The 23,821-nt window shown below is 46.7% G+C and carries 20 protein-coding genes; 9 read left to right on the top strand and 11 right to left on the bottom strand.

All coding sequences use genetic code 11. The features are described from left to right. The first annotated feature begins 86 nt into the window (after positions 1-86). Positions 87-575: a hypothetical protein gene (locus DC20_RS21895; RefSeq protein ID WP_062546171.1), complete on the top strand. Its 489-nt coding sequence runs from the start codon at positions 87-89 to the stop codon at positions 573-575. A gap of 27 nt (positions 576-602) precedes the next feature. Here DC20_RS21895 and DC20_RS21890 read toward each other — a convergent pair whose 3' ends face one another. The 7 genes from DC20_RS21890 to DC20_RS21865 all read right to left on the bottom strand — a co-directional run bounded on the left by DC20_RS21890 (position 603) and on the right by DC20_RS21865 (position 11,758). After that, positions 603-1,220 carry a recombinase family protein gene (locus DC20_RS21890; protein ID WP_071885683.1) on the bottom strand — a complete coding sequence of 206 codons (618 nt, stop codon included), beginning with the start codon at positions 1,218-1,220 and terminating at the stop codon, positions 603-605. Positions 1,221-1,801: 581 nt separating this feature from the next. Then, positions 1,802-1,945, bottom strand: coding sequence for a hypothetical protein (locus DC20_RS23015; RefSeq protein WP_157593461.1), 144 nt, complete (start codon positions 1,943-1,945; stop codon positions 1,802-1,804). A 500-nt stretch (positions 1,946-2,445) separates the two neighbouring features. Continuing rightward, a complete protein-coding gene (locus tag DC20_RS21885) occupies positions 2,446-3,324 on the bottom strand; it encodes a matrixin family metalloprotease (RefSeq protein WP_062546169.1) in 879 nt (292 codons plus the stop codon). A 691-nt stretch (positions 3,325-4,015) separates the two neighbouring features. Next, on the bottom strand, positions 4,016-4,879 hold the full coding sequence (locus DC20_RS21880) for a hypothetical protein (protein WP_062546168.1): 864 nt from the start codon (positions 4,877-4,879) through the stop codon (positions 4,016-4,018). Positions 4,880-5,908: 1,029 nt separating this feature from the next. Continuing rightward, positions 5,909-7,249, bottom strand: a complete 1,341-nt coding sequence (locus tag DC20_RS21875) for an alkaline phosphatase family protein (protein ID WP_062546167.1) — start codon at positions 7,247-7,249, stop codon at positions 5,909-5,911. A gap of 152 nt (positions 7,250-7,401) precedes the next feature. After that, on the bottom strand, positions 7,402-10,572 hold the full coding sequence (locus DC20_RS21870) for a TonB-dependent receptor (protein ID WP_083470477.1): 3,171 nt from the start codon (positions 10,570-10,572) through the stop codon (positions 7,402-7,404). 172 nt (positions 10,573-10,744) lie between these two features. Further along, positions 10,745-11,758 carry an alkaline phosphatase D family protein gene (locus tag DC20_RS21865; RefSeq protein ID WP_062546231.1) on the bottom strand — a complete coding sequence of 338 codons (1,014 nt, stop codon included), beginning with the start codon at positions 11,756-11,758 and terminating at the stop codon, positions 10,745-10,747. Between the two features lie 646 nt (positions 11,759-12,404). Here DC20_RS21865 and DC20_RS21860 point away from each other — a divergent pair. Next, positions 12,405-13,451, top strand: a complete 1,047-nt coding sequence (locus tag DC20_RS21860; RefSeq protein ID WP_062546166.1) for a thrombospondin type 3 repeat-containing protein — start codon at positions 12,405-12,407, stop codon at positions 13,449-13,451. 211 nt (positions 13,452-13,662) lie between these two features. On the opposite strand, the gene DC20_RS23010 is transcribed toward DC20_RS21860, so the two are convergent. Next, positions 13,663-13,809 (bottom strand): hypothetical protein, encoded by a 147-nt coding sequence (locus DC20_RS23010; protein ID WP_157593460.1) that lies wholly within the window; start codon positions 13,807-13,809, stop codon positions 13,663-13,665. Positions 13,810-14,449: 640 nt separating this feature from the next. Between DC20_RS23010 and DC20_RS23505 the strand changes: the two genes are divergently transcribed. From DC20_RS23505 to DC20_RS21840, 4 genes are all read left to right on the top strand, one after another. Next, on the top strand, positions 14,450-14,668 hold the full coding sequence (locus tag DC20_RS23505; protein ID WP_062546165.1) for a hypothetical protein: 219 nt from the start codon (positions 14,450-14,452) through the stop codon (positions 14,666-14,668). Between the two features lie 659 nt (positions 14,669-15,327). Further along, positions 15,328-16,323, top strand: coding sequence for a mevalonate kinase family protein (locus DC20_RS21850; protein ID WP_062546164.1), 996 nt, complete (start codon positions 15,328-15,330; stop codon positions 16,321-16,323). 70 nt (positions 16,324-16,393) lie between these two features. Continuing rightward, complete coding sequence (gene galU / locus DC20_RS21845) at positions 16,394-17,266, top strand: UTP--glucose-1-phosphate uridylyltransferase GalU (RefSeq protein WP_062546163.1); 873 nt, start codon at positions 16,394-16,396, stop codon at positions 17,264-17,266. Positions 17,267-17,293: 27 nt separating this feature from the next. Then, entirely contained in the window at positions 17,294-17,566 is a 273-nt protein-coding gene (locus DC20_RS21840; RefSeq protein WP_157593458.1) for a hypothetical protein, read from the top strand. Between the two features lie 364 nt (positions 17,567-17,930). Here DC20_RS21840 and DC20_RS21835 read toward each other — a convergent pair whose 3' ends face one another. After that, positions 17,931-18,653: a class I SAM-dependent methyltransferase gene (locus DC20_RS21835; protein WP_062546161.1), complete on the bottom strand. Its 723-nt coding sequence runs from the start codon at positions 18,651-18,653 to the stop codon at positions 17,931-17,933. A 658-nt stretch (positions 18,654-19,311) separates the two neighbouring features. Further along, a complete protein-coding gene (locus tag DC20_RS21825; protein ID WP_062546159.1) occupies positions 19,312-19,782 on the bottom strand; it encodes a hypothetical protein in 471 nt (156 codons plus the stop codon). Positions 19,783-20,650: 868 nt separating this feature from the next. On the opposite strand from DC20_RS21825, the gene DC20_RS21820 reads away from it, so the two are divergent. From DC20_RS21820 to DC20_RS21810, 3 genes are all read left to right on the top strand, one after another. Then, the gene (locus DC20_RS21820) at positions 20,651-21,232 is read left to right on the top strand and encodes a DUF6597 domain-containing transcriptional factor (protein ID WP_062546158.1); all 582 of its coding nucleotides are present in this window, start codon (positions 20,651-20,653) and stop codon (positions 21,230-21,232) included. Further along, positions 21,181-21,441, top strand: a complete 261-nt coding sequence (locus tag DC20_RS21815; RefSeq protein WP_062546157.1) for a helix-turn-helix domain-containing protein — start codon at positions 21,181-21,183, stop codon at positions 21,439-21,441. Before DC20_RS21820 ends, DC20_RS21815 begins: the two co-directional genes overlap by 52 nt. Before the next feature lie 71 nt (positions 21,442-21,512). Beyond that, positions 21,513-22,145: an NAD(P)-dependent oxidoreductase gene (locus tag DC20_RS21810; protein WP_062546156.1), complete on the top strand. Its 633-nt coding sequence runs from the start codon at positions 21,513-21,515 to the stop codon at positions 22,143-22,145. Between the two features lie 126 nt (positions 22,146-22,271). On the opposite strand, the gene DC20_RS21805 is transcribed toward DC20_RS21810, so the two are convergent. After that, positions 22,272-22,547, bottom strand: coding sequence for a hypothetical protein (locus DC20_RS21805; protein ID WP_062546155.1), 276 nt, complete (start codon positions 22,545-22,547; stop codon positions 22,272-22,274). Between the last annotated feature and the right edge of the window lie 1,274 nt (positions 22,548-23,821).

The raw sequence follows: 23,821 nt of genomic DNA, 5'->3' as shown, positions 1-23,821 counted from the left end.
GAGGTATCCGGCTTTGATGCATTCTCAGAAAATATTCCTTATTTGTATGGGATTACACCCTCCCTATTGCCTATATCACAGAACCAATGCAGCCCTTCAGCGTAACTACCCAGCTCACTCCCCAGGATTTCCTCCAATTCTATAAGCGCGCCAATCCAGGGGTGCTGGTTTTAACCTGGGTCTTTCGGGTGATAGGCATTTTTCTGCTGCTTTCGGTGCCTTTGCAATATACCTCTACAGCTACCTCTCACCTTCCATTCCCTTTCGTCAACATATTTGCGGGCTTGGCGATGGTAGGTCTTCCGGTTCTGCAAAGCTTCTCCGGAAGAAGGAGCTTTGCGTCCAATTCCAAGATCCAGGAATCTATCACCTACACCTTCACGGATAAGAACCTCTTCATAGCGGGGGAGACATTCACCAACAACCTTACCTTGGCCACCTTGCACAAGGTCACCCAAACCAAAGACCTGGTTCTGTTCTGGGACGCCCCCCAGCAAGTGGCCATTATCCCTAAGAGGTCTCTCAGCCGTGAGGAACTGACTTGGCTGCAGAACCAAATTCTGCCAAAAAAATAGCTTTCGAAGAGAGATATCGAGGGATACTCACCCTGCTGCTAAGGCCTTCTTCACCTTGGAAATGGTGTAAGGCGCGGCCCCGGTCAGCTTGGTGATCTCATTGTAAGACCGTCCTAGTTTAAGGTACCTGATTACCTCTTTGTGCTTACCCAGGAATTTCTCCCGGCTTTCTGCCGAGCCCACCTCCCGGCCCGTGTGCAGCCCATCGGCCTTGCGGCTGCGGATCCCCGACTTGATGCGGAGGCTCAGCTGCTCGCTCTCCATCCTCGCCAGATCCGCCATGATGGTGATCACCAGCTTGGTGAAGACATGGTTACCGTCGTTCTCCGCCGAGAGGGTGATGCCCAGGTTGTGGATGTAGACGGAAATTCCCTTTCCCTCCAGCTCCTTCAGCAGGTTCAGCACCTCGGTCGTGTTGCGGCCCAGGCGGGAGATCTCGTGGATGAGCAGGCACCTGATGCCTTCCTTGTACATATAGGCCAGGGCCTTCTGAAGCTCCTGCCTCTCCCCTATTGATTTGCTGAAACCAAATATCTTCTCCGAGAATAACTTCACCACCTCAAAGCCCGCTTCCTTCAAATCCTTCACTTGGCGGTCGGTGGTCTGCCCTTGGGTGGAGACCCTGGTGTAGATGATCGCTTTCATTTCTTGCTTCAATTTAAACATTTGCCAGACTTGAAGCGAAAATAGAAAGCACAATCCACCTTAACAAGCAAAGAACTGAATAGCTGAAGCAGGGATTAAATTGAATTTAAAATACTCAGTTAATTTGGCTAATTGGTGCCCACTCTACTAGGCGAGTAGCAGGTAAATTGTCAGGTTAAGATATCTCACGAATACCTTCCATAAACAATGTACAGATTAGATTTGTGGAATAGAGAGTTGGGGCGCTTCTATAATCAACAAAGCCATAATTTTGAACATTCAGTCCATCTTAACAAATCGTCGTTTTAAAGGATAGGTACTTTGCTTACGCGTCCTAAAAAGTGTTGACCGATTAGTTGTTGACCCTTACTTGAATTGACCACTACAGGTTTATGCTGTTTTTCATTGTCCATATAAGTTGACAGTATTTTTTTAGTAGTTCTTTTATCTTCTCTTCAATTGCCCTGTCTGCCGATGCGCCTGCTCCGGAGAGAGCATGTCACAACTCAGGTGGGACGTTTGTGATTGTAGAGAAACACGGCCTGATCCAGCAGTGTATGCCCCTGAGCTAGGGAATATACCTATTGGTCATGCAGGTAACATTGCTTGGGGATGCAGTTCACCTGCGCGGCTATCCTGTTCTCTTTACTGCAGTACAGGACGCCCCGGTCGAAGCGGTGGATTAGGTGCTTTCCACTTCCCATGCCTATATACTGTAAAGCCATCAGAAAGACTTTTTTGCTGTGGTCAGGTTCCTATGTTTCAGCCACCGTATAGCCCATGATTCTCTTGGAGTAGCTGTCCGTAACTAAAGAGATACAGAGACAAGCGTAATCAGTAAACCAGTACATGATATCACTCACCCATGCCTAGTTAGCCCTCTCCACAGGCAGCTCACGCATAAAGTTGGAATGTTTGGCGGAACTAATGACGAGAAAAGATCAACGCCTTGCACTTGCGCATTCAGATGAGCATCCCGCGATCAGAGAGCAGGTTAAATAAAGCGGCGTCTCTCACCCAGTTAAATTATAAGCCCTTAAACTTTTTGTTAGGCTCATCTGATGAAGTACGACCCGGCAACCAGTAAGGCTGTAAACCGTTCCTTATAATCAAAAGTATTAACCAGTATTTTTTAGAGCATATCAACAAAGCTACCATTAAAGGTTGCAAAAAAATACTATTGTAAAAGGGCTATAGGGAAAATAATAGGAAGAGGGAAGGTGGGCTATTTCTTGTTTTCTTCCCTCATAATGTCTCCCCCTCTATTGCCACCACCAGTACCTATACCCTGATGACCGTGATGTGAGGAATGTTCTCTTTCCCGTATGGGCGGAGTTCTTGGATATACAAACGCAATGAATGACTTATCAGTATCAGACAAGGTTGTATTCCAAGCAACCGCATGAGCAGGATTGTTAACGTGGTCTACAGGAATGGAGTAATGCATAATAGACGCTCTGTCATAGGAGGTAAATTGAGTTAAGTTAGCATCATATCTTTTAAATATATTAAGCTCTGTTTTAGCCTCATCCCATCCATTTTTGTCCCTATAATACGCTCTTACTTTAGGTTTATTCCAATCTATACCAGCCGTTGGGTTTTGATGCTCATGGATTAAACCTAAGCTGTGTCCAAACTCATGAAGGATAACTCGTCTGAACCCTACTTCTGAAAGGGAGGGTTCAAACCAACCAAAATTCATTGAAGGGCCGTTAGTGCCGGCTACTGTCTCCCCGGTATTCATGTTTTGAGAAAATCGCAAAGATTCATTTCCATGATAAGACCAAGAGGATCCTGGATTCATTGAAACGCGTATATCGGCTGGGCCATTATTGACGAATGCAAATTTAATGTTGGCATGTTTTTCCCATTCGGCCGCATAAAGTCTAACCTTTTGGCGGTAGACCTCTTCACCATTAATAAATCCAACTTTTATTATGCTTCCTTCTCTCCATTTAGTATTTCTAAGTACAGTACCTTTACTAGGATCACGGACGGGAAGAATCTCTGTACATATCTCCAGTTGTTTTTCATTGCCGCAGGAGGATAATGTAAATAAGTGAAAGATACATAAAACGAATGACCATGAAGTAAAATTTTTCATAAGATATGGTTTAAAAAATTGTAATATTTATTTGTCAATGTAAAACAAATTATTGTGGAAGCAACATTGAAGACCGTAATAAAGCAGTGAAGTTTAGCTAACTTTAAAGCTCAAAACCAAACAAGAATACCATTTATATTATCATTGTTTAATAAATAGATTTATAATATAGTTTAGAGTTTGCGATTTACTTAGTCACTCCATAATAGACCTTACTAATGACTAGCAGAAGGAAGGTGCAAGCCCTTATTTTCATTTCTTAATAGCAGTTAGAAAAAAAAATACCTTCACATGATTTATACTTTGAAAGACTTAAATAAATGAAGTGGATCAGCCCATGGAAGTAAGTGGAATTTTCATAAATCATTCAACCTTTATAGAGGCCAGATAGAATGATTTATGTGCCCAAATTACCTCGTTTACAAATTATTATTAGAACTGTATAGCCAAATACAAAATACTTGTTTCATGTTTCTGCTCCTGCCAAAGTAACAATAAGACCAGCACTTTTTTAGTGTTTTGGCGCGGTTTTTCCTATAACTCTTAACTATGTTGAGTTCTCTTAACTATAGAAAAGAAATTTAATTGAAGATGCCCGTTTACACAGCCTATTCTTCCCTTAGGTCACTTGAAGGAGCTGATAGAGAACCTAGTGTAAATGATCATCCTTGCCTATAGCTTTATTCTTTTATTAATCAAATTTATACCCAATGCCAATGCCCAGCCAAGGTTTATTCTGGTAGTACCAATCCTTTTTACTACCGAACATTCTATCCCAACCTAGAAATAATCCAATATTGAAATTAGAGCCTCCTTCATAGGCCATGCCAACTGAGTTAGTGAGGGTGAGTTCATTATCAGGTTTATAAGTTTCAGACTTTATGGAGTCCCGGGGCATATATTCCTGAAGGCCCACACCAATAGCAAACAAAGCTCTTACATATTGTTCCTTATAGGGATTAGAATTGATCCTAATCTTATAACCAAAGCCATAGGAAATGTTTGCGTCGAATGTAAACTTTGTATCCGAGTCATAAGCTTTAAACCTGTATTTAATAGGAATTGTAACTGGTATAGCAGTTAAACGTTGCGTGGCAAGATACTTTTTAGCCGGAGTAGTGAGGTCATCCACTATTTTAAAGTAATAATTTGATGGATTAGTAAGAGTTGTTAGATTTTGATCTTGATTTTCATCCCAATATTCAATGGTATGATTGCCTCCTCTATTAACAAACTTCATCATTGGTAAAACCTGAATAATAGATTCATCATCATTGATTACTCGATATCTAATAAAATTATCTGTAGATGGGCTAATCTTATATTTTGTTTGTTCATTAACTACTGTGCCATCAATGAGATAATACACTTTTTGCACCTCTAGTTTATCAATTGTTTTATATACATTCTGATTATTAATTATGGCTCTGCGTAAGGGGCCTAAACGTTCTAAGCGACTTTTGATGTTAAATTGACCAGATGCATTATTCACGATAAATAACAATAATAATAATAATAATAATAAAATAGGGGAAAGGATACGTTTTGCTTTCATTGTAAGTTCCGTTTCATTCTATGCATTATAAAGAAAGCATTATACAATGATTTGGAGAATACTTATTTATAGGTATTTTACACGGCTTGAACATACATTTCACCAAGTACATTAGATAGATCATTTGAAACTATAATTTCATTTCTTGCCATTTTTTGGTTGTAGTTTCTCCTTCTAGGCTTGTACCCGAAGTTCTTAGTGTACTTCAGGATCTTAGGGGCTTCCATCCTTCGCCTCTAGTCGGCTATGGCTTCCACGCTGAACTTGTGTAAGCGCCTTACCGAGGATACTGGCTAGTTTTTAGTGTATCTTACTGGCAACTCTGCATACTCATTCACTTTATCGGTGGTGAAGAAACCCATAATGGCGGCGGCCTGTACTACTTCCTTGATGGCTTGCTAGATTTAGTCTCGTGTGGCTTCACTGATTCCTTGATTAAACAGAAAATTTAAGTCCTCGTGGATATAGGCTGGTATCTCTATTTCAAGCGTCCAAACTGGTCCAGATTTCTGATGTATCCTTGTTGGCATATACTTAGGAGTACCTAAATCCCTTATGCGCTCCCAATTGCATCTTTCCTAGAATCTCCCTGTATTTTATGTAACATAGCTTTATAGGCAAAAGGATCCGGCAAGCTTAACATAGGATTGGAACTCAACTTCTCCTTTGTTATAATTTGGAAAAAAGTTGAGCTAGAATGCTCTAAACTTCCCCATGAAATACGTGAGCAAAGAAGGTTTCCACCTGCTGAGATGGTACTTACTAAGCAAAGGGGTTCAAGATGAAAGGTTCTGACTATTGGACATCAACTGAACTTTAGTTTGACAACTATTCCATAATGCCTCTTATGTAAAGTATTTGGCTTTTATAATAGACACAATTGAGAGTCAAATTAGCTTTGTTACTGATATGACTCTCATTGTTTTTTAATCTGATCCTCCAATTGTTGAAAAGATTAACCACTAAATTTCAAAAAAGGGGCCCTATTCAGGAGAATAGGGCCCCTTTAAAAGTATTTCAAATAATAAACTATTTTAAAGCCGATCTTAAAACGGCAGGCTCCGAAGTTACAGCTGATTCAGAGGTAATCCCTAATAGTCTGTAAACAAGAGGAGCAATATCTTCCAGCCCCATTAGGGGCAAAGTGGTTTTCGTGTTGAACCCAGCACCACAACCGATAAAACCTGTTTGTATTTCTTTAAAATCCGGAAAAAAACCATGTGTACCCCCTTTGGCAGCTTTCAATATCTCGCCCTCGGTTGCAGCATTCAGGGTTACGCCTGGTACGGGGGCCAGGGCTAACACAGCATCTGGATCGGCCCCAATCTTATCTAGCTCGGTCCGCTCTACTACCCGGAACAGCTTTTTCTGCGCCTCTGGCAAGTCCGAGAGTATCTTTTTGACGTGGCTCACTGTTCTGTGGTCTCCTTTCCTTTTGAGATGCAAGAAAGCTGCCGCCCCGGAGGTATGGAACTTCGCTTTCCATTCCCCTTTGCCTTTACCTATCAACCCGTTTTTGGCTAAAGCGACATTGGGAGATAAACTTTGGTTGATATCAACAAACCCGTGATCGCCAGTTATGATAACAGCGGTGCTTTCTTTGATCCCCGCTTTCTCTATAGCCTCCAAGATATTGCCTACGGCCCGGTCGGCGGCAGCCACCGCTTTCCGGACGTGCCCACCGTCCCTGCCTTCGCCATGGGCCGCGTGATCGACGGTATAGATATGAAAGGTCAACAGATTAGGTTTATAGGCCTGTATCAGGTAAGCGGCCATCCGGCTTCCGTTTTCGTCGGCAATCATATAGTCACTGTTCAAGTCCTTCTCCCGGAGTTTACCAGTGGCGTTTTGTTCGATCTCCTCAAAAAGCCCTTTTGGGGAGGCGCCTTGACGGATGGGTGTTACCCGGTCCACCTTTTCATCCAGCGACCACACTTCCGGGATATTGTAATCAACGGGCGCGCCGGCCGATACAGGCCAGAATACCGAAGCGGATTTCAAACCGGCTTTGCGCACAGCATCCCACATGGTTTGGGTCTTGATCAGGCTTTCCTCCCAATACCAACGCCCGGTAGCCCCATCCGGCTCAAAAGGAGCATTATAGTAGATGCCGTGTTGGGCAGGCATGACCCCGGTAAGGATAGTGGTATGGGATGGATAGGTCACACTCGGGAACACGCCCCTAACGCCATCTGCCTGCACGCCACCCAAAGCCATTTGTTGCAAGTTAGGTGCTGGCCATGATTTATCCTGATAGAATTCCGGCCGAAACCCATCTATGCTGATAACATATACATGCTTAGCTGCTTGGCCAAATACCTGACCAAGAAGGAACAGGCTTAAAAACAAAGTGGATGCTAAATATTTCATTTATGTGGGAGTTATCTTGAGTGATAGAAACAACGCTTGTGCTACAACTAAAGCAGCAGCCTTCACATGTGATTCTGTAGATACCTTTTTCAGAGGATTCTCAGAAGAGGTTAGAAGAGAACCCTTTGAGAACTCTCTCCATTTCTAATCAATTATAATGAGTAACGGGCCCCGAGTTGGATCTGGTAGGGTGTGCCGTTCTTTTGCGTTACGCCTACGTTTTCGTTAACCCGGTACTTATAAATTTGCGTGTTTTGATCAAAGCCATTCACAAACAGAAGACTCTGTTGCCCTAGATTATAGTTGCCGCCCCAATCCCTGTTCAGCAAATTCGCAAAGTTGAATACATCCACGCTCAGCGTTAAGCCTTGCGTCCCGAAGGTTTTGATGGTTTTTTGTAGGCGCACATCAAAGGTGCCGGAAAAGGGATTACTTCCCCCGTTCCGATCAGCGATAGCCCCCAAGCTATTCAGTATATACTGCTGAGCCCGGTTATCCGGATTGGATAGAATCTTTTCCATGGACGCTCTTACCGCTGGGTCTAGCTCAGGGGCACTGGGATCAAACACGAAGGCAAGGTCATTATCGGAACCAGGACCACCTACGAAGTCACCGTTGATGTCGGCGTCTACCGTAAGGGAATACCGGGTGCCGCCTATACCGGTGAACCGGCCGCTGAAGGAGAAACCTTTGAAGGTTGGGGTTGACCCAAAAAAGACTGCTTTATGCCGGAACTGGTTATCCGAATAATTAATCTCCTCTAAACTGCGCGGATCGGATTTAACCGGCCGGAAGGTGGAGGTATTGGCAACATTGCCGTTGTAGGAAGTATTGTCCCTGGCATCGTTCAACGTATAGCTGACATTGAAATAGCCATCCCGGAAATAACGCACATTGGCATCCACCACCAACGCCATCTGGCGTAGCTTCGCACCATTCGTAAATTCCAGCGTGCGTCCTACTGCCTGGGTTTTACGGCCTAGTACGTTATTGGTAATCCCGGCTGGGGTAATGCTGTTAGCCGGCACAAACACACCCCGGTTATTTTCGTTGGCTAAGGTGAAATAAGGCTGGTCTACCAGGTTACGGTCCAGATACACGTAGTTATTCTTGGTATAGGTGTACATGGCATTCACGCCGAAACGCAACCACTCACCTACGATTTTATTAAAGCTCACATTCGCTTTGTAAATGGAGGGCACCTGCAGGTCTTTGCTGTTTAGGTTGATGGTGGAAACCGTAGGCACGCCGGGAATCAGGCCGGGTACTGTAGAGGGATCCTGGCGGTAGGCGGGGAAATCCGGTACCGGCACTAAGTTAGGGCCAGTTGCTGGCCGGGTTACATCCACCGAGGCTACTTTGGTGCCGCTATTCTGAATATTATTCACCTGCGCATAGTTAATCGGGTTAGCCGAGAAGATACCGGTGCCGGCCCGGAAAATGTTCCTTCTTTCCCCTTTCACATCCCAAGTTAATTGTAGTCGGGGCTGAAAGTTGTTCCAGTCGGTGGGGTTGTTGTCTGTCCGTAAACCTAGTTCCTGCGCTACAATCGGGTTGTAATCACCGGCAGTCAAGTAACTCGTCATATCCCAGCGCAAACCGGCCATGGCGGTCACGTTGGCAAGCGGCTCAAATTCCACTTGCCCGAATAAGGAAGCATTCAGGACATACTGCTGCACCGAGGGAACGCCCTGCAGCGGCACTTCCCGGGCGTAACGCGACGGGTTCAGGTTATCAAACTCTTCTACACTGTTGAAGATAAAGCGGCCATTCTGCTCGCTGGAAATATAGGTATCCAGGTAAGTCAAGGTGTTGTCAGTCCCAAAGGCATAGTTGTACCGGCCCTTGGATACATACATGGTGTTTACCAGTTGCAATTGGTTCTCGAGGTTGTTCTCCGGGAAATAGCGTTGCCCGCCTAACTGCACCTGCGTGTTCCCCATAGTGCCGTTGGGTAGTTTGGAACGCACCGTTACAATCGCCCGCGGAATATTCCCGGCTGGAAGTTCTGGGTTAGGCACATAGTCGCGGGTTACGGTTTGATACTGCACTTTCAATTCATTCAGGACATTAGGGCTGAATTGCGAACGCAGCGAGGCCATGGTGCTGTTTTCCCGGGATTTAAAGTCTCCCCAGACCTCGAATAAGTTAATAGGGGAGTTGTCATTGTTGCTGGTAGGGTTGTTCCAGTCGCTGTAATTGTTGCGTAACGTTAAACGGTGCTTGTCGTTTATTTGCCAGTCGAGGCGGGCAAAGAACGTATTGGCCAAGGTTTTGCGGCCAAACTCCCCTACCTGCGGGTTATTGCTTACCCCATATTTACTGCGCGCAATGGAGATCACCGTATCTAACGCCCCTTTACTGATCCGAAGGGCATTGGCGTCGGCGTCACTCTTTATATCGGCAATAAAGAACGGCATGGATTCATCCTGCCGGTCCAGGGCCGTGAAGAAATGCAGTTTGTCCTTGATAATGGGCCCGCCTAAACTGAAACCGTACTGGTTGGTGGTGAAACTCTGGGTGCGTTTATTTCCCCTGATGTCGTAAGGGCTGGCCAAGGCATCGGAGCGATAGTAGTCAAAGATTGATCCGGTAAAGGTGTTAGTTCCGGATTTGGTCACTGCGTTTATAGCCCCCCCACCCTGTCGGCCTTGCGTCACATCGTACACGTTGGTGTTTACCTCAAACTCCCGGATTGCTTCGATGGAGAGTGAATAAGGGCCATTGCCAACAGCACCGGAGGTAAGGTTGTTGCGGGCGCTAACGCCGTCAATCTGGTAATTGGTGGAAGACGGCAGTTGCCCGCTTACACTGCCACCGTTCGTGGTTGGCGCCAAGGCTGACAGGTTGGTAAAGTTCCGGTTTAGGGCCGGTATTTGCTGAATGGTTTGGGAAGTAATGGCGGTAGCACTGCCTAACCGGTCTATGCGGCTATTCAGGGCATCATTACCCGTTATCACCACTTCCCCTAAATTATTCGATGCCTCCTGCATCGTGAAATCAATGGTTAGCTGATCGCCTAAGTTTAAAGCCAGGCCATTCCGTACCTGGGTAGTATAGCCGATATAGGTGGCTCTTACTATGTAGGGGCCACCCAAAGGCAACTGCCGGAAGAAATATTTGCCTTCGGTGTTAGTTGCCGCCCCGGTCTGAAAACCTGTTGATTCATTTTTAATAAAAATGGTTACGCCGGGCAATCCGCTGCCACTCTGATCGGTAATCACTCCAGAGATAGAAGCATCAGTAGACTGCGCTAAAACCTGCTGCCCTGTTATGAGGGTAAGGGAAACCATTAAAATAGCTAAAGATAGAATTCGTCTCATATATGCTTAGATTTAGCGCAAAGCTAGAGCAAGCATATTAAGTCGTGGTTAGCCCTACTTGATGGAATAGTTATCAAAAGCAGGGATATGTTAATTTATGTTTATGTATAAAATAAAAAGGACCAGCGCCTGCCAGTCCTTTCAAGGTAAATCAACCGCTGTGCTGCGTAAGTTAATTCCTGATTTCGATCTTCTCGGTATGGAAAGGTTTACCGTTCTCACCTTTCAGATCAACTTCCATCACTAGGTTTCCGCCTTGCTCCAATAAACGGAATAAACCGTAATGTTTTTGGTTAACCAAGGGTCCTACCCGGTAACGATTGGGTTCACTGGTGTTGTCAACGGAAGAGTGCGTTAGCCCACTGGAAGTGATGTCATAAACCGGATAGTCCAGTCCATTGATGTCTATCCGAGAAAACTCGCCGATATGCCGGTCGCCGCTTAACAATACCACTCCCTTGGTTTTTGTCTTAACCAGTAGATCGAAAAGCCGCTGGCGGGCAGCCGGGAAGTTTGCCCATTTCTCGTAAGGATGCTGATCAGAGACGAATTGAATGCCGGAACCAATAATGTGGGCATCCGCTGTGCTGGTGCTTAACTGGTTCTCCAGCCATAGCCATTGAGCCTCCCCCAGAATATCGCCTGTTGTATTAGGTATATAGGCTTTATTGCTCTCTTTTTGCAAAGAATCCTGGTGGTACCGAATGTCTAAAAGGATAACCTTAACCTTCTTCTTACTCAGTTTATACTCATAGGCTGCGTAGATACCCTCCTGCCGCCGGCGTGGGCTATTGGCTGGTTCCTTCAAGAAATCAAGCGCTAACTGCTGGCTGGCTTTCTTGTAAGGGTAATTCTTCCCCGCATCGTTACGGCCAAAGTCATGATCATCCCAGGTGCCAATCACGGGGGTTTGGGCTGTTAATCTTTTGTAGCCTTCCTGGTTTGATTGCAGATCATACTTAGCCTTCAGTACTGCCATATCATCCGAATCACCGTAGATGTTATCGCCCAGCCAGATCCACAGATCGGGTTTGTCTTTGGCAATCACATCCCACATGGGCTGAGGTAAGTTTTGCCGGTTACAGGAGCCAAAGGCGATGGTCAATGCTTTCCCTTGCTGCATTTTGCTGCCAGCAGTACAGCCCAACATCAGGAGTAAACTAAAAATCAGGAAATATTTCTTCATAAAGATCATTTCTGCAAAGGTTGTTGCTTACTGCAAAGGGAATGTTGCTGAATCATGAATTTCCTGTTAAGTTTTATTCCAGCGAAGGATTAGGGGAAGGCACATGATTTAGTTAACCCGTATAAGGGTTACGCCGATTAGGTTTAATAAAGTCCTCATAGCTTCCGAAGCGGTAAGCATGTTGTATGTCAGCCAGCCTTATATCTTAAAACTAATGTGGCTCCCGAGAATCTTAGAAAAGCTGCATTTTATTATTACATAAAAATATTAAGAATACTTTGCATTTATAAAACATATATCTACATTTAACTCATTCTTTGAAGTAAAAACACCTTTCTAAGTACCAATAGAACAGGAAGTATCCTGTTTAATCTAGTCCGTTTGGTTCAGCTTCTTGATTTACCAGTGCACTCCAACCCAAGCATACCCTCGGCAGGAGAATTGCCTCATTCCCGTGGCAACGTTCCTGTCCTTTGAAATCAACTGTATAGTGGCCTATAGAGGCGGTGCCATTATATTCCCTGATTACTTACCCCCTTCCCCACACAGCCCGGTTTTACCGAGTTGCTCATCATTCTCCTGCGAAAGTTTTGGCTTTCAGTAGTTATGTACATCAATTCACCCATAAAATCCAATTATTTATCCTATGAAAAAATTTGGACTTCACACCCTACTGGCAGGGCTTTGCCTTTTTGCATTTTCCTGTAATGAAGAAGAACCCCAAGATGCTGTGACTCCTTCTTCAAGTAAAGAGATTACTGCGGCCGGAGGTATTAAGCCGAACGGGTCCTCCCTGGAAACCTCGGCCTCCAAAATGATCCAAGGCCAGGATTTGGCCAGCACCAGTGGCTCCTGTACCCTGATAGACTTCAATTCGCTAACTAGTGGCCTGCTAGCGCCGGGGGCCTTCGCCGCACAGGGGGTATCCATAACCACCGGCCCCAACGGTACCACAGGGTCTGTTTCGGTACTTAGTGGTTTTAATCTTAACGGGTGTGGTGGTCCGTCATTGCAGACCATTCCTTTTACTGGGCCATCCGTTCTGTTTAATTTCTCGGAGCCGGTGATTTCAGTGAGCTTGACTTCGGGTGATTTCGCCGGAGATGAGGATGTCATCACTGTCAGGGCTTACAGCGGGGAGAATGCGGGCGGGACTGTCCTTGCCTCTCAAACCATGACCTTAGCTTCGGGTTTGATAAAATGTTTGCAATTTTATTTGGAGGCGTCCGGTATACGGTCCGTGGAGGTTACAAGTGCAGGGATTTTCCCAAACAGCGTTTTTGTTGATAATCTGGAGTTTTGCTTAAACGAGGATACGGACAGTGATGGGGTTAACGATGATGAGGACAACTGCCCCTCGTTGAGCAACCCGGGCCAGGAGAACAACGATGGGGACGGTCTTGGTGATGCGTGTGACCCAGATGACGACAATGACGGGGTGCTGGATGCCAGCGACAACTGCCCAATGTTAGCCAATGCCGATCAACTGGACACTGACGGGGATGGCCAGGGCAATGCCTGTGACGCTGATGATGACAATGACGGGGTAGTCGATGCGCAGGACTGCGACCCATTGAGTGCCAAAAACGACAAGGTGCTTATCTGCCACAAAGGACAAACCCTTTGCGTGGCCCAAAGCGCGGTTAAGGCTCATTTAGCCCACGGAGACGAAGTAGGCGCCTGCGGCAATTGACACCAAAGCCCCCCTGAGGGGATACATTGACTTTAGGCGCACAGGGATTGACCTTGGGAAGGAAACAAGTATAGTGGACTGGAAAAAGTTAAGAACAAAGCTTCAGCCTAAAAGAAAAGGATGATATCCTTTAGCAGGTTAAAGTGGTAGCGGCCGGCACCGGACAAACCACTAAATCAGCGGTACGCTGATGATAGTTTGAAATTGCCCATTAGAAATGCCCCGGGATAACAGGCCGGGGCATTTTTGTTTTCTTCCTATTCCCATAGGTGGGCTTATATAAACCAAACCCGGCTCTAAGGCCTTCTTCGCTCAGCATGGAGGCTACCTCCCCCAAGTCTATTATTTCTTCTTTCATGGGGCCAGGTCCTTTCACCTGTTTCGTCGGCTAGGCCAAGGTCTCTAGCCTTGTGTTGGCGATTGCCTGTCCTATGGTTCATCCAGGTCGACAGGGTAACGACATTTTGCGTTTCCTTTTACTTTAGGTGAAAAAAAAGTACTGCCCAATCACACTGCCCATAACAGCGCTAAAAAGAAACATGGGAGTGACCTTTAGCAGTATCACGGTAAGCTATAGCTATTTATAACCCAATCACTGAATTAGGAACTTTAATCAGTACGGCGGACGTATTGCTGGCTCCTGCCCTCCACATTCATCGAAACCCGCTAAACGGCAGCAACTTTGAGTACTACTCGGAAGACCCGCTTGTCTCCGGCTAATTTGTTGCAATGGTGAAGGGTATTCAGTTCAATGGCGTGGGTACCTCCATCAAGCACTTTGCCTCCAATAATCCAGAGACGAACGGCTTTCGATCAATGCGTTTGTGAGCCCAAGGACCATGCGTGAGAGTTACCTGGAAGGCTTGGGGATTGCCGTGAAAGAGCCTCAGCCTTGGACAGTAATGTCATCTTACAATGTGTTAAACGGGGCTCATGCTTCCGCCTGAAAAGATCTGCTGACCGATATACTCCGCTATGAGTGGGGCTTCAAGGGTATTGTGGTGGCAGACTGGTTCGTAGGGTTTGCTGGCTTTGAGGCATTGAAGGGAAACAGTAATGTTCCTGAGCAGCTATTTGCAGCCAACGACCTTCCGATGCCGGGCTTCCCAACTCAAAAGCCAGCCATTATGGCTGATATTAAAAGCGGGAAGCTGCCTAAAGAGGTTGTAGATACAGCGTTAAAAGAATTCTGGAGCTGGTTTTCAAGTCACTGGTGATGAAAAAGTACAACTACACGAACAAGCCTGACCTGAAAGGCAACGCCGAGCTAACCCGACAGGCAGCCGCTGAAGGAATGGTGCTGCTGAAAAATAGGTAAAACGCCCTGCCTTTCACTTCCAAGGCAAAGCCGATTGCCGCCTTCGGAGTTGCTTCTTACTCCTTTGATTGCAGGAGGTGGGGCTACGCTTAGTGCAATCAAAATCTTCGGCTAAGATCCCACGCTCTCCAATCAACCCTTGTAGCCCAAGGTTTGGGACGTTCCTTCCCCTAAAGGGGAGGAGTACGCCGAAAGGTAAGCTACTTAATGGGTGATGGGGCCCCACATAGTATCCCTAAGCAAGGCAGGATAGTGCAGGATGACCATGGGGCAGGGATACCTTAGGTTTATTGCATGGTTCCTGTGCCTTTCCTGGGATGGGCTTGTCCATGGACTCCCTTTCCAGAAACACACTGACATGATCAACATCCTTAAAGGAATAATAACAAGCTGTTTATAGCAAATGGTTGCAAAAAAAGTAGGGAGATTGTGCTCAAACTGAGCAGCCCTAAATGAATCAAGTGCTAATGAACTTCTTATTCTTAGTTTAGAAAACGGATGAGGTCTTAGGGGCCTAGGCTTCGCACAGCAAAAAGACTTTGTAAAAATACCTACCAGATGATCCTTGAATCCCGTGCTTACGCCAGAGCTGCCTTGCTGGGAAACCCTTCCGACGGGTACCATGGCAAAACCATTTCGCTGAACGTAAAGAACTTTGGCGCGCATATTTTACTGTACCAAACCCCTGAGTTAAGCTTAGAGCCCCAAGAACAGGACAGTAACCAATTCAAAAACATTTACCAGCTACAGGAGCAGCTTAACCTAACAGGTTACCACGGCGGCATTCCGCTATTGAAAGCGAGCATTAAGAAATTTCTGGAGTATTGCCAGGCGCACGGAATTACGTTGGCCAATAAGAACTTTACTATCCGGTACGGTTCCAATATACCGCGTCAGATAGGGTTGGCTGGCTCCAGCGCAATTGTGATTGCCACCCTACGGGCCTTGATGCAATTTTACGAGGTAAGTATCCCGCTGGAAACCTTGCCCAATATTGCGTTGTCGGCTGAACTGGACGAACTGGGAATCAATGCGGGCTTACAGGATCGGGTCATCCAAACCTACGAAGGCTGTGTGTACATGGACTTCGACAAACAGATGCTATTGGAGAAAAAGCACGGCTATTATGAGCCCCTGGAGCTAAGTTTACTGCCTCCTTTGTACATTGCCTATAAAACTGAACTGGGCAAGGTGTCTGGTAAGGTGTTGAACGATATAAGAACCAGGTATGAAAAAGGAGATGTGCAAGTCATTTCTACTTTAGACAAGATTGCCGGTTTAGCCGATGCCGGGAAGAAAGCCATCCTGGACCAAGACTATGACGCATTGCATCAATTGATGGACCAGAATGCCGACTTCAGGAAGGACATCATGCATGTAAGCGACAGCAACCTGGAGCTGTTGGAGGTGGCCCGCAGATGTGGGGCTTCTGCCAACTTTACCGGTTCAGGCGGATCCGTGATCGGCATGTACCATGGGGATGACATGCTGAACATGCTGGTCAAGGAAATGCGCAAGATCAACGCCCGGGTAATCAAACCGGTGCTCCTTTAAGGATATGAGCTGGTAGCCCATAGTGTTTAACTTCCTTTTTCCCAAAGAATAACAAAACCACTTACCTCATATGATTAAAAAAGCTGTGATTCCTGCCGCCGGTTTTGGCACCCGGTTTTTACCTGCCACCAAATCTCAGCCTAAAGAGATGCTGCCCATTATAGATACCCCTACTATCCAGTATGTAGTACAGGAGGCAGTAGATTCTGGCATTGAAGAGATTTTAATCATCACCGGAAAAGGGAAACGAGCCATCATCGATCATTTCGATCGGAACTTTGAATTGGAGCAGCGGCTGCTTGAAAAGCAGGAAGAAGCCCTCTATCAGCAGATCAGGCAGATTTCTGACATGGCCAATATTTACTACGTGCACCAGAAGGAATTAAATGGCCTGGGCGATGCCGTATCTTACGGGAAGCAGTTCACGGGCAACGAGCCGTTCGCGGTTCTACTGGGCGATACCGTCATGGAGTCGGTGATACCCGTGACCCAACAGCTGATTGACATTTACAACCAGTACGAAGGAATGGTGATTGCCGTAGAGCCGGTGCCCCAGGACAAAGTAAACCGTTACGGCATTGTGGGGGGAAGGGCCATTATCGACAGCATCATGGAAATTGACCAACTTATAGAAAAACCAGAGTTGGGAGAGGCCCCCTCCAATCTGGCCATTGCGGGACGGTATATTCTGACCCCAGAGATTTACGAATCCATCAAGATAACTCCCAAAAAGAAAAACAACGAAGTGCAGCTGACAGACGCCATGGTCAATCTGCTTGGGAAAAAGAAGTTCTACTCCTGCACCATAGAAGGGAAACGCCATGATATCGGGAGTAAACTGGATTTCCTGAAGACCAATATTGAGTTTGCCCTGAAACGGAAAGAGTTCGCCAAGCCTTTGCTGGAGTACCTTACCCAGTTGCTGGAAGAAAAGAAAGGATGAACCAGAGCTTTACCGGTAAGCTTTCATGTGCGTGACCACGGTATCAGAAAGGCACTGATGGATTCCAGCCAGGTGGAGAACTTTCTCTTGGAGGAGGATTTAAAGGAGGTTTCCGCCTATCTGATCGCCGGGTTAGCGAGGACTAACCTCAAGAAGATGGCCCGCTTGCAATCCCCTAACCATTGCCTGGATACGATGGTCAGGGAAAGGCTCCTTTACCTTGTTCAGCAAGTTGCCCCCCAGTTTGAGTTGCAGCAATTCGCCAACAAACAAATGGCTTTGAGTTGGCTCAGCAGTTGAGCAAGATCACTCCCCCACCCTTCCTTATTTTCTGTTTTCGTCAAACGTAGGGAGACAGGGTGGACTGAGGCCGTTTCAAGCAGAGCTTTGACAACCCTCTTTTTATCAGGTAAGAAACAGTAGGTCCAGGTTTGGGTTTAACTTGGTTCTTCTGCCGGTTCACTGATCTTGAAAAACAGGCAAACCCAGCAGGAGCCAAAGGTACTGGCTTGGGGCGGTTTAAACCCTTTGCACCCTGCAGATGCGCGGAGAGAGGTCAGTGGGATTTCTGAAACCGCTCGTTTTCAAGGTTTCCGGTTTTGTGAATTCCCTTTTAGTTTTTTGGTTTCAGTACAAGTTTCCAAGGGGTAACTTTACGAAACGGCTATTTGATTCCCCCATAGGCAGCGAAACAGGTGTTCTTATGTAGGATCTCCACTTGCCGGAATCCAACCTTCCTCATCAAGTCCAGTTGAAACGTCAGAGAGCGGGGACTGTCCTCTTTTTCGATATAGGCCAATACTTTCTCTTTATAACCGACCCCTCCCAAATGGGTCAGGTACGCGCCATACCTGTCCCAGAAAAGGCCGTTGATCTCCCTTGAATCATGGCTGATCAGGTCAGACACCCAGAGACTGCCCCCGGGTCTCAAAGACCTGAACAGCTTCATGAACACGGATTCCCAGTCACAATCATCCCGCAGGTGATGCAGCACTGCCCCAGCCAGGATGATGTCGTAGTGGCCCTCCGGCAAGGTGATCTCTCTTATGTCCCCGGTATAGGCTGAGATGCTTCCGCAGGTGATTTGCCCCACCCTTGCTTTGGCCCTTTCCACCATCGGTTCCGATAAATCCACAAGGGTGCAGTTAAGGTCGGCCACCTTCGTGAGCATCTTCAGGGTATAGTTCCCAGCGCCGCAGCCCACATCCAGCAGGTTTTTGGCATCAGGGTTTACCCTTTGGGCTGCCTCGGTGACCAGCTCGAGCGAAAGGGGGGCGTCGATGGTGGCCTGCTGCCCGGTCTCTAGGTCAGAGAACCTTTCCACATCCTTGTCGAACCGCTGCCTGATCTCTTCGATAGTTGATTTGTTCCGGTACCTGTCCTCCATACTTTACTACTTGTTTTTTGCCGAAGCTATTTAACACAAATATAATACAGGCTAACAACAACCTTTCTCCCAATTTGGAAGAGGCTCTTCTGATGATGCCCTTCAGAGCGTTTGACTGGATAGGGTTGCCTGTGTTCAGCTTGCAGCGGAGAACCTTTTGGAGAGTTCTTTGGTGGCTTTTGCCATACCTCACCCAAGCTTTTCCGTACTTTCCTTATCACCCAGGAAAGGCATGCCGCAAAGATACGTAATAGGGTTAATCCTTGAACAGTTAGCGCAGGTAAACCGCCGGCTCGCCTTACTGGCCTACAAGCTTCCCCCCCCCCACTTGGGTTAAAGTTCCAGACACAGGTAAACTTCACGGGCTTTCCCTCTGGGGCCAAGGTGGAAGGGAGAAAACCAGGTGTTTTATCATGATTCATCTCGGTTCTTTTGCATGAGAGGAGATTCGACCCCTACACTTCCTTGGTAACCCGCGGCAGGGCTCAATACGTTTCTCCGGGTTGTCCTTCATGCATTAATCACATCCGACTGGGTGAGTGCCCTTCAAAGTTTATGATGGGACTTTGGGCACAAATCCCCTAGGAAAGGTTAGGTAAAAAGGGTAAAGAACTTCGCTTAATCGTCCAAACACCCTGCCGTAAGGCCTCTCATGTCCTTAATGAAGTAAGCTCTTGTACTGGAGGTTCTTAAAGGAATGATCATGTGATTCGACCAGACGCAGCAAGTCATCCATGCCATGGTCGTCAAAACCGTTGCGCCAGACATTGCCGCGTTTCGGGCAGTAGGGATTATGAGGGGAAGTAATCTGACCATCTGCCCCGGCATACAGCAAACCCCAGTTTTTTGGCAATTCTTCCCTGCTGATCAGATCCACCGGGACACATATAAACCTGAACTTCCCAACGCCTTTTCGCGGCGCTAGAAATTTGCCGGCCTTCCATTCTTTCAAGTATTTCTCCAGGCAGGGAATTACTTCAACTGCGACACTCTTCCCATAGGAGCCCAACCCTATCAGACTTGGATATTGCTCTTTATCATTTAATTTTCCCAGGTCCACAATCGTGGCACAACCTGCTTCCCTCAATACCCAGTTTCTGGCACTTCCCATCAATTCTTCCTTTACCATGGTTTTTCCCCAATAAGTTGATTAATAGATTTTAAAGCCCGAGGCTCCCTGAATGACAGGTCCCTGCAACTTGGGGAAGGTAGAACCTTTCCACCCTCCTGTATGAGGCGGCTTTTTGGAGGAGATGCCTCTGCCGGCAACTGCATGAACCCAAAAGATTCTCAGCAGCAGCATCCCTTCCTGGAGCTAATTCAATGGTGAAGGGCCTCCGTCATAATCCCAGTACCCCCTGCGCCGCTTGTTGCGCTTTATCGAAAATGCACTGGAACGGAATGAAAGCCGCACGTATTGCTAGGTAATATCACGGGCTGCTCCCTGAAAACCTGCCTTGCCAGCGATCTATATACCGCTCACCGCAAAAGACTCCCCTATGATAAACTTCACCTCGGGCACTTGCTGTCTGGTTCGGTCAAGGGGGACGCTGTAACATACTGCCAAGCACAACCCTGCTTCTGTTTTCAGGGATTCCTTGCCTCCCTGTCCTGCTATCACGGCGGAACAGGGAGGCACCTGAGTAGCTCTAAACTAGTCTCTTCAGAACACTATATTATCCTGCTCTGTCCTGTGGTTGTTTATTAAAAGATTGAATAACATCTTAAAAATGCATATGTATCAGGTATTATTTACCCTAGAACTAATTTCCCAACGTTCAATCAAAGACACTGGATGCAAAGGGTGGAGATGAAGGAGGGGAAAAACTGAGAATAGAAGCCAGCAATGTTGCCTCCGGCATTCAGTGGCATGGATAGGGACAGGAAAGCAAAAAAGAAAAACTACCTTCGCTGACATTGGGTGCCCGCAGGTAGGGCCTCCGCTTATACGAGTCCGTCAAGCACGGTTTGCCATAAGGGCACATAACCTTAACCATATGCAATTCCCCCAATACCAGGTGCGCAAAAGCCTTCGCTGCTATGTGAATTGCATCATGATGGATGCCTCTGAGGATCCCTCTGGTTCACTAGAGTACCCCCTTTATGCGGATGGCTACCCAGGCATCATGTTCCAAAAGGCAGAACACGGTCTTTTTATGCTGCCGGCAGGGAAAAAGCTCTCCGGTCTTTTCCTTTACGGCCAGACCCTGAGCCCTATGGCCTTGTCCGCACAGGGACGTTTTCAATTTGTGGTGTTTCAGCTTTACCCCTTTGCCTCGAAGTACCTGCTGAACATGGACCCAAAGGCCCTAAACGATGAGTGTTATGATCTCCTCCAACTGAAAAACATAGAAGCAGGGAAATTCCACGGGAGGCTTTTGGCGGCGGATGATTTGCCCACTCAGGTTGAGGTTATCTCAGACCTGGTGGAAGCCTTGCTTTCTGCCCACAAGCTCAGGGAAGATGACCGTATCCAGGCTACCATTCACCACATAATCCGAAACAAGGGTATGGGAAGATCAAAGATATGTGCGATCGGGTTTCCCTCACGGAGAGAACCTTCGAGAGGAACTTCCTGAAGGAGGTAGGTATTACCCCCAAGCAGTTCGCCAAGATCATCCAGTTCCAAAGCTCACTGGAGGGAGTCGGGGACCCTGCCTCGGGAAGGCTCACGGAAGTAGCCTTTGACAATGGGTACGCGGACCAGTCCCACTTCACCAGGGTTTTCAAGTCGTACACCGGCCTTTCCCCGAAACAGTACCGCATCCAGGCTTCCTTAGATTCATGATTGTCGGTTTTGTTCAATTCCTTGCCGGTTGCTCCCAGTACCTTTGGCCTTGTAATCTAACCGTAGAAACCATGAAACTAATTGTGTTTGGGTCCACCGGCTCAGTAGGGAAACAGGTAGTGCGAAAAGCTCTGGAGCAAGGATTCAACGTGACGGCCTTCTGCCGGAACAAATCCAAACTGGAGCATCCCGGTAACCAAGGGATGCGCGTTTTCACCGGGGATGTCTTTAATGCCAAGGCAGTAGAGGATGCTATAGCAGGCCATGACGCGGTATGTGTCGTATTGGGGTCAGGCAAGGGCAAAGCAAGTCTCGTCAGGTCAGAAGGCACAAGGAATGTGATCTCCGGCATGAAAAGAAACAGCGTAGACCGGTTGGTGTGCCAGACAACCCTCGGGGCGGGCAACAGCCGGGGGAACCTGAACTTTTTCTGGAAAAAAGTCATGTTCGGCTGGCTGTTGAAGAAGGTATACCTTGACCATGAACTACAGGAGGAATATGTGATGGCAAGTGGCCTTTCCTGGACCCTCGTACGGCCCGCCGCGTTCACGGACGGGGAGGAAACAGGGCACTACCGGCACGGGTTTTCCCCTGACGACAAAACCACAAAACTCAAGATATCCAGAAGGGATATCGCAGGGTTCCTTATTAAAGAATTGTCGGGAAATCATTATATCCACCAAACTCCGGGGCTTTCCTATTAACAGGCCATGCCCAACACCATGGGTTACCTTTTAGTTTGCATGAAGCGGAAAGCTCCACAATGTGATGGTTGCCATTTCCACCGTTATCACCGGCCCCGTTCTACTCGTGCACCACCACGCATCGTTTTAACTGGTTTGGTGAATCTCTCTAAGCTTTAAACTGATGCAGTTTTTGCGTAAGGACCGAAATTTTGAATTAAACCCATCGAATGTTTGGGCCCTGGCGTAGGCCGCCTGGCAATAGCCCCCCAAAGCGTATGATATCTTGATGGCTAATCCAGCACAGTTGCCAAAGTAAGGGGGCTGCAGGATGGTGGTGAACCGTTCTGAAATGGGATTGTCGCGGAGCAGAAGCACCTGCTCTACCTTTACGGTAGGTGCCCGCAAGGGAGCCTCAGTCATGCTGGTTTACGGGGGCCAGAAGGTATAGACTGTCTTCCGTAAACATTAAAAAGGTGCCTTCCACAGGTAACCGGGCCTTCGTTTTTTGCTTGGTAGTTCTTTGGTTTTCCTGCCTGTCCCATCAAGTACTTCAAACATTTCCATTCCCTTTCCCTTACTGGAAACCAAGTTGAAAGCAAAGAGGGGAGACACCGGTTGCGTCACCCCCCTTGGAATTGGTTTCCCAAATACTTACACCCTCAAATATATCTACAAACCCAGGAATAACAAAAAGGAACCCTTGGGATCTGTCTACTTTCATCCTAGTTTCTCAGCATGACCCCCAACCAATACGCCTGTTTGAACGCTCAACACGATGTGCAGGATCGCTGTCCCGTTATTGTTGTTCGGAAAAAGGTCAGGTTCTCAGAGGCAAAAGCCGAAAACGTGGGAAAGCCTCCGCAGAGGCAGTTGAATGAAAACTTCAGGGTTTGGTTTCTCTGCCCCTTGACCCAGATATCCCAAGTAGAAGTCTGGCCTAAAAGCAGCCGGCGGTGTCCACCTAGAAGGAGGCGAGGGAAAGGAGTGCGTAAAATACCTCCCGTCCACCTTTGTGGAGGTAGCCTGATCCAGAATACCTGTTTGCTTTAAACTTAGAGCTGCCCCTGTTTTTAGATCCTTCACCGCGGATAAGCTATATGGAAGGCTGCTTCAAAGTAAAATCCAATGATTTTTCTTGTGAAAGAAAATTTTAAACTCTATCTTTTTATATTAATAAAAATAAGAGCATGTACCCGTATTAAAACTTGATTTCTGTATTTATTAGCGCTATAATTTTAACTGATACCTACAAAGAAATAAGAAAACGTCTTTTGTTATATTGATTAAGATCAAAAATTAGGAAATAAGAAATACCATGGTGAAAAGATTTGCTTTAAACCATGGACAAAGGAATTACAATTATTATATTCCTACACTATATCCTCCTGTACCATCAGCCACCTGTTGGTTGTGTCTCTTTGTTGGCTTTACAAACTCTTGTATTTCACTATTCCCCCTCCCCTTTCTCGCAAATTTTCTGTGCTTCAACCCTTGGATACATTTATGCGTCCCTGTCGAGAAGGCTAATAGACAGTATAACATGGAGTTTGCTTGTTTCCCCTGCCGTTAGCATTGAACCCTGAAAACACTACCTGGTCTAGCTTTGGAAAACAGCCACTATACCTCCCTTCCTCTCCTGTTTAGCAAATGTAAATCCATGTTGGTTAAAGTCAATAATTGATTAGACAGTGCTT

Source organism: Rufibacter tibetensis (assembly GCF_001310085.1).
Classification (GTDB): domain Bacteria; phylum Bacteroidota; class Bacteroidia; order Cytophagales; family Hymenobacteraceae; genus Nibribacter; species Nibribacter tibetensis.
This window is presented reverse-complemented; position numbering and strand designations above follow the sequence as displayed.